Source organism: Rhizobium sp. Root483D2 (assembly GCF_001426685.1).
GTDB lineage: Bacteria > Pseudomonadota > Alphaproteobacteria > Rhizobiales > Rhizobiaceae > Pararhizobium > Pararhizobium qamdonense.
Genome location: NZ_LMFB01000017.1, coordinates 86596 through 93751, shown reverse-complemented (window position 1 = coordinate 93751; position 7156 = coordinate 86596). Strand labels below are relative to the sequence as shown.

Here is a 7156-nt window from a genome sequence, read left to right as displayed (position 1 = left end):
CGCACCATCTCCGCTGCTCGTAACGACAGAGAATCACAACCACAGAATTTTGCAACGGTTCCCCGCGGGGAGAAGTGCCGAGCGCATGCGAGGCGATGAGGGGGCGGTTCGGCACATTCTGAGCGTACCGCCCCCTCATCCGCCCTTCGGGCACCTTCTCCCCGCCGGGGAGAAGAGAAGAGGCCCTCATCCGCGCTTCTGGCCATCTTTTCTCTCGGGAGAAGAAAAAACCGAGGTCAATCAAATCCCCGGATGACATCCAGGAACGCGTCGCCGTAACGCTCGAGTTTCGACTGGCCGACACCGGAAATGCCGAGAAGTGCGTCGTGATCCTGTGGGCGGGCGGTGGCGAAGGCGATGAGGGTGGTGTCGGGGAAGACGACATACGGCGGCACGCCGAGTTCCTTGGCGATGCCGGAGCGGGCCCGGCGCAAGGCCTCGAACAGCTCCGCATCGGAACCCGCCAAAGCCGACCTGGCGCCCGATGCGGCCGATTGCCGGGCATTCTTGCCCCTGCCCTTGCCTGAAACCGGGCGGTCCTTGCGGAAGCGGACCTCGCGCTCGCGCTTGAAGACGGCGCGCGCTTCCGGCTCCAGCTTCAGCGCGCCGAACGCGTCGTGATCGACGCTGATCAGACCGGCGGCGAGAAGCTGGCGATAGACTGACTGCCAGGTTTTCGAGGCGATATCCTTGCCGGCCCCGAAGACCGGCATCTTGCTATGGCCGAAGCGTTCGGTCTTTTCGTTTTCAGTGCCAAGCAGCACATCGATCAGATGGCCGGTGCCGAACCGCTCGCCGGTGCGGTAGATCGCCGCCAGCGCCTTGATCGCCGCATCTGTTCCGTCCCAGGTTTCCACCGGATTGATGCAGGTATCGCAATTGCCGCACTGCCCGCCATGCGCTTCGCCGAAATGCGCAAGGATCGATTGCCGGCGGCAGCCGGGGGTTTCGCAGATGGCCAGAAGTGCATTCAGCTTGGCGCGCTCGACCCGCTTGATATCGTCGCCGGATGTGCCGCCATCGATCATCCGGCCGCGCTGGATGACATCGGCCATGCCATAGGCCATCCACACGTCCGATGGCAGCCCGTCGCGTCCGGCACGGCCGGTTTCCTGATAATAGGCCTCGACCGAACCCGGCAGATCGAGATGGGCGACATAGCGCACGTTCGGCTTGTCAATCCCCATGCCGAAAGCGACGGTCGCTACCAGGCAAAGATCCTCTTCCTTGAGGAAGGCATCCTGATTGGCATCGCGCACGGCGCGGTCCATGCCGGCATGATAGGCGAGCGCGCGGATCCCCTGCCCGTTCAGCCATTCGGCCGTGTCCTCGACCTTGGCGCGCGACAGGCAATAGACGATGCCGCTGGAACCGGTATGGCGCGACAGGAAGCGGAGGAGCTGCTGGCGCGGTTGGTCGCGCTCGACGATTTCATAGGCGATGTTGGGCCGGTCGAACGAGGTGGTGAAGACTTCGGCGGAGCGCAGGCCGAGCTTGTCGATAATGTCTTCGCGCGTGTGCGGATCGGCCGTGGCCGTCAGCGCCATGCGCGGCACGCCGGGATAATGGTCGCCAAGCTGCCCCAATTCCCGGTATTCCGGGCGAAAATCATGGCCCCATTGCGAGACGCAATGCGCCTCGTCGATGGCAAACAGCGAAATCTTCGCAGAGCCGATCATCTCCTTGAAGGCGGGCGTCACGATGCGCTCCGGCGTCACATAGAGAAGATCGAGCCCGCCATTGGCGATGGCGCGGCGCACATCGAGAAATTCCTCGCGCGACAGCGAGGAATTGAGCGCAGCCGCCCGCACCCCCAGCTGCTTCAGCGCTTCCACCTGATCGCGCATCAGCGCGATCAGCGGCGATACGACAATGCCGACGCCATCGCGGCAGAGCGCCGGGATCTGGAAGCAGAGCGATTTACCGGCCCCCGTCGGAAACAGCACCACGGCATCGCCGCCCGACACCACGCGCTCCACGACCGCCGCCTGCTTGCCGCGAAAGGCAGGATAACCATAGACCCTTTTCAGCACGGATAACGGATTTTGCACGCCGTCAGCGTCAAACATCGGATCGATACGGTTCTGGGTCTGCGGCATGGAATCGCTTTCATGGGGGAAGCCGACTATGGCACAGGTGCGGGGATGGGGGCGAGGGTTTTGCCACGTTTCCAGCGGTGATCCGGATCAGCGGCACCCATCCTTAGATAAAATGCGCAGCCTGCCGGGTCATCTCGAACCCTGTCGCTGCCGCTACTTCCCCGCAGGCCCCTTCACACGCCCCGACAGCACGCCAAAACCATCGATGATCGCTTCCTGGTTTTCGAGCCGGGTGACTTCCAGCTGGACTTCCTGCAGATTGCGCAGGATCTGGCTGACGGTGTCGTCGTCGCCTTCTTCGGTGGCGTAGGCGAGTTCGCTTTCCAGTTCGCGGCGTTGCCACAGGAGCGCCTTGGTGCGCTGATGCAGGGCGAGTGCCTGCAGGTAGCCCTCGCGGGCATCCTCGGGTGCGGCGGCCGTGGTTGCGGTCCACAGGCGGGCAAAGCGGATCTGCTGGTCGAGCGATTTCAGCATCGTATCGAAGCCTTCGGCCTCCAGTTGCTCGATGAGGATTTCGCGCGACAGGCGCGGGCCTTTGGCGGCGGCGGCGTTGAGCACCGACGACCAGAAGCGCTGCAGATCGCGATTGTCGTATTCGATGGCGGAAATCTCGTCATATTCTTCAAACAGCAATTGCGGATGATTGACGATGGTCAGCGCCAGCACGCTTTCGCGCAAGGGCGGCAGGGCCTGATGGCCGCTGACCAGTGACGAGCGCGCAAGCCGGTCGGAAATGCCCGAGCGTTCCTGCATGCGGCCGCCCTGCTGTGCACCGCGGCCCTGGCCACCCCCGCGGTTTGCGCCCTGCCGCTGGTTGCGGTCGAAGCCGCCGCGCTGGCCGTTATGCTGGCGGGATGCCACTTGGAAAAACTGGTTCAGCCGGTCGCGGACATCCTGGCCATAATGGCGGCGGACATTTTCGTCCGATATGACCGACACCACCTGTTTCAGGGTCGCTTCCAGCTGGGCGCGGCTTTCGGGCGTATCGAACGACCCTGCCTGAGCCTCGCGCAGCCAGACCATTTCCGACAGCGAGCGGGCCGATGCCATCACCTTGTCGAACGGCGCCCTGCCCTCGTTGCGCACGAGATCGTCGGGATCCTTGCCATCCGGCAGCATGGCGAAGCGGACGGAAAAGCCGGGTTTCAGATGCGGCAGCGCCAGATCGACGGCGCGGTTGGCCGCACGGATACCGGCGCCATCACCATCGAAGCAGAGCACCGGCTGTGGTGTGAGCTTCCATAATAGCGCCATCTGGTTTTCGGTGAGCGCGGTCCCAAGCGGCGCCACGGCATTTTCGATGCCGGCCTGATGCAGCGCAATCACGTCCATATAGCCTTCGACGGCAATGATGGTGCCTGCAGCATTTTCGCTTTGCGCGGCTTTGCCATCGCGGCCAGTACCGGACATCGCCTTGCGGGCGCGTGAAAAATTGTAGAGCACGTTGCCCTTGTGGAAGAGCTCGGTCTCGTTGGAATTGAGGTACTTGGCCGGTGCATCCGGCGACATGGCGCGGCCGCCAAAGGCGATGACCTTTTCGCGCGACGACAGGATCGGGAACATGATGCGATCACGGAACCGGTCGTAGGAGACGGGAATATCGGCACCGTGAACGACCAGGCCGCAGGCCTCGATCTGATCCTTCGGCACACCCTTTCCGGCCAGAAACTCCTTCAGCGCATTGCGGCTTTCCGGCGCATAACCCAGCCGGAACGTCTCGATCGTGCGGCCGGTCAGACCCCGGTCGCGCAAGTAAGCGCGCGCCTTGGCGCCGTTTGCAGTCTGCAACTGATCCTGGAAGAACTGCGTCGCCACTTCCATGACGTCCTGGAGGCCGATGCGCTGGCGGTCGCGCTTTTCCGCCTCAGCATCCGGCTGCGGCATGGCGATGCCGGCGAGATCGGCGATCTGCTGCACAGCTTCGGGAAAGGCCATGCCGTCGAGATCGGTGAGGAACCGGAAATGATCGCCCGACACGCCGCAGCCGAAGCAATGGTAACGGCCCTTGCGGTCCTCGCAATGGAAGCTCGGCGACTTCTCGCCGTGAAACGGGCAGCAGGCCCAATAGTCGCCGCGCGAGGCGTTGGTTTTCTTGCGATCCCAGGTGACGCGTTTGCCGATCACGTCCGAAATGGGAACGCGGTCGCGGATCTCGTCAAGGAAAGAGTTGGAAAATCGCATGAATACCTCTGGGCTGGCTTTCATATAGGCGGCAAACCGCGCCCACGCTACAGAGTGGACAGATCATACCCGCAATTCACAGGTTGACGGGTTTCTTTTCTGTATATACAATCTGTATTGGTATAAAGGGTCTGATTACGGTGGTAAGCATTTTCATGTTGGACCCACAACCGTTGGCGTTTTTTGAGTGGGATAACCAAAAGCGGCTCGGCAATATGGCAAAGCACGGCATCGACTTTGAAGATGCCGTGCTCGCTCTGCAAGAATTCAGGATCGAGTTTCAAACCATCAGAAACGGAGAAGTCCGGACGTTGGCGATCTGCCCAGAGACCAACCGCATCATCACTGTCGTCTACACGATGCGAGGGGAAATTTGCAGGATCATCTCCGCCCGGCCGGCACATAAAAATGAGCAAAGAATCTATCACCAGAATTTCCCTCGATGAAATACTCGAAAAGCGGGCGCGTGGCGAAAAAACACTGACCGATTGGGCGCGCGTCGCCGCCATGACGGATGAGGACATTATGGCGGCCATGCGGGACGATCCCGACTGGGCAGAATTCATGGATGTCGACTGGTCGAAGGCCACGATCGTCTACCCGACCCCGAAGAAGGCCGTTTCGATCCGGCTCGACGAGGACGTCATCGATTTCTTCAAGAAGAGCGGCAAGGGCTATCAGACCCGCATGAACGCGGTGCTGCGGCATTTCATGACCGAGCAGAAGAACCGCAAGAACGGATAGCGGCACTGCCATGCGGAAAAATTTGCGATCATCGACGCGGCCTTTCATGCGCAGACCGCGCCGGAAAATACGGCAGGCGAAATCAGCGGTCAGGCAGCTGTCAGCAGTTCCTTGAGCACTGCCGAGGCCTTGGCGAAATCCATCTGGCCGGCATGGCGCTCTTTCAGCACCGCCATGACCTTGCCCATGTCTTTAAGCCCGCTGGCGCCGGCTTCCGTGATCGCGGCAGCGACATTGGCGCGGACCTCCGCTTCGCTGAGCTGCTTGGGCATGAAATCCTGCACCACGACGATTTCGGCACGTTCCTTGGCGGCCAGTTCCGGGCGGGCATTGTCCTCGTAGATCTTGGCTGATTCCTCGCGCTGCTTGACCATCTTGGCCATGATCTGCAGGATTTCGTCGTCGCTGGCGTCGCCTTTGCCGGCACCCCGATTGGCGATATCGCGGGTCTTGATCTCCGACTGGATGAGACGGATGGTGGAAAGGCGTGGCGCATCCTTCGATTTCATCGCATCCTTGAGGGCGGCAGCGAGTTGATCGCGCATGATTGTCTTACTCCTGTTTGATGGCGTTTCTTAAACCAGCGGCACGAGCCGGAGCAAACGAAATGCGATAATTCGCGGTAAAAGCCGCAGGAAAAGCCCGATCGGCCTGTCTTCAAGATTGACCTTGCCGGATGCTCCAGTTATTGACCGTCACCTGCACCAACATCGTGACCAGGCCTGACAGCGCGCGCCCATCGCCCGCATCTGCCCGCCTGCGAACCATAACGGCCGGGCGGCATTCCCCTGAGGAGTGTCCGCGCCGCGCCGCCTGAACGGGATGAAGACAATGACCGCGACAGCCCCCTGGACATCAGCAAAACCCACCGCCCTCCTCGTTTTGGCCGACGGCACCGTGATCGAAGGCAAGGGCATCGGCGCCACCGGCAAGGTACAGGCCGAAGTGGTGTTCAACACCGCGCTGACCGGCTACCAGGAGATCATGACCGACCCCTCCTATCTCGGCCAGATCGTCACCTTCACCTTCCCGCATATCGGCAATATCGGCGCCAATGACGAGGATATCGAAGACCTGACGCCGGCTGCCCGCCACGGCGCGGTCGGCGTCATCTTCAAGGCCGATATCACCGACCCGTCCAGCTACCGCGCCGAAAAGGACCTCGACACCTGGCTGAAAGCCCGTGGCATCATCGGCATGTGCGGCATCGACACCCGCGCGCTGACCGCCTGGATCCGCGAGAACGGCGCGCCGAACGCGGTGATCGCCCACGACCCGAACGGCGTTTTCGATATCGAGGCGCTGAAGGCGGAAGCCAAGGCCTGGAGCGGCCTTGAAGGTCTCGACCTTGCCAAGGTCGCTTCTTCCGGCCAGACCTCGCGCTGGAGCGAAAAGCCCTGGGTGTGGAACGAAGGCTATGACGAACTGGCGGACGCCGACACCACACATCATGTCGTGGCGCTCGACTATGGCGTCAAGCGCAACATCCTGCGCCTGTTCACGGGCCTTGGCTGCAAGGTCACCGTCATGCCGGCAACGACTTCAGCCGAGGATGTTCTGGCGCAAAAGCCCGACGGCATCTTCCTGTCCAACGGTCCGGGCGACCCAGCGGCCACCGGCGAATATGCGGTTCCGGTCATCCAGGAACTGATCAAGAGCGATATCCCGCTGTTTGGCATCTGCCTTGGCCACCAGATGCTCGGCCTGGCGCTGGGCGCCACCACCGAAAAGATGCACCAGGGCCATCACGGCGCCAACCATCCGGTCAAGGACCACACGACGGGCAAGGTCGAGATCGTCTCGATGAACCACGGCTTCGCGGTGGATTCGAAGTCCCTGCCGGAAGGCGTTGAAGAGACTCATATTTCCCTGTTTGACGGCACCAATTGCGGCCTGCGCCTCACCGGCAAGCCGGTGTTTTCGGTCCAGCATCACCCGGAAGCCTCGCCGGGCCCGCAGGACAGCCACTATCTCTTCCGCCGCTTCATCAATCTGGTGCGCGAGAAGAAGGGCGAACCGGCGCTGGCCGAACGCTGATCGTCACCATCGTGACATGCCAAAAGCCCTGGTCTCCCAACGGAGTACCGGGGCTTTTGCATCAGGGCTTTCAAAACAGCGGAACGCTTCCTGCC

The 7156-nt window shown here is 61.8% G+C and carries 6 protein-coding genes; 3 read left to right on the top strand and 3 right to left on the bottom strand.

Annotation, left to right across the window (positions count from 1 at the left end; all coding sequences use genetic code 11):
• Window positions 1-236: 236 nt before the first annotated feature.
• Both recQ and dnaG read right to left on the bottom strand, forming a co-directional pair.
• Complete coding sequence (gene recQ / locus ASD32_RS15680) at window positions 237-2099, bottom strand: DNA helicase RecQ (RefSeq protein ID WP_060638971.1); 1863 nt, start codon at window positions 2097-2099, stop codon at window positions 237-239.
• 153 nt (window positions 2100-2252) lie between these two features.
• On the bottom strand, window positions 2253-4280 hold the full coding sequence (dnaG, locus tag ASD32_RS15675; protein WP_060638970.1) for a DNA primase: 2028 nt from the start codon (window positions 4278-4280) through the stop codon (window positions 2253-2255).
• 155 nt (window positions 4281-4435) lie between these two features.
• Between dnaG and ASD32_RS15670 the strand changes: the two genes are divergently transcribed.
• Together ASD32_RS15670 and ASD32_RS15665 are read left to right on the top strand one after the other, a co-directional pair.
• Window positions 4436-4726, top strand: a complete 291-nt coding sequence (locus ASD32_RS15670; RefSeq protein WP_060638992.1) for a BrnT family toxin — start codon at window positions 4436-4438, stop codon at window positions 4724-4726.
• Window positions 4689-5024 (top strand): BrnA antitoxin family protein, encoded by a 336-nt coding sequence (locus ASD32_RS15665; protein WP_060638969.1) that lies wholly within the window; start codon window positions 4689-4691, stop codon window positions 5022-5024. The genes ASD32_RS15670 and ASD32_RS15665 overlap by 38 nt, the downstream gene beginning before the upstream one ends.
• A gap of 89 nt (window positions 5025-5113) precedes the next feature.
• Here the strand turns inward: ASD32_RS15665 and ASD32_RS15660 are convergent, their stop codons facing one another.
• Entirely contained in the window at window positions 5114-5572 is a 459-nt protein-coding gene (locus ASD32_RS15660) for a GatB/YqeY domain-containing protein (protein ID WP_060638968.1), read from the bottom strand.
• Between the two features lie 283 nt (window positions 5573-5855).
• On the opposite strand from ASD32_RS15660, the gene carA reads away from it, so the two are divergent.
• The gene (gene carA, locus ASD32_RS15655) at window positions 5856-7061 is read left to right on the top strand and encodes a glutamine-hydrolyzing carbamoyl-phosphate synthase small subunit (protein WP_060638991.1); all 1206 of its coding nucleotides are present in this window, start codon (window positions 5856-5858) and stop codon (window positions 7059-7061) included.
• The last annotated feature ends 95 nt before the right edge of the window (window positions 7062-7156 follow it).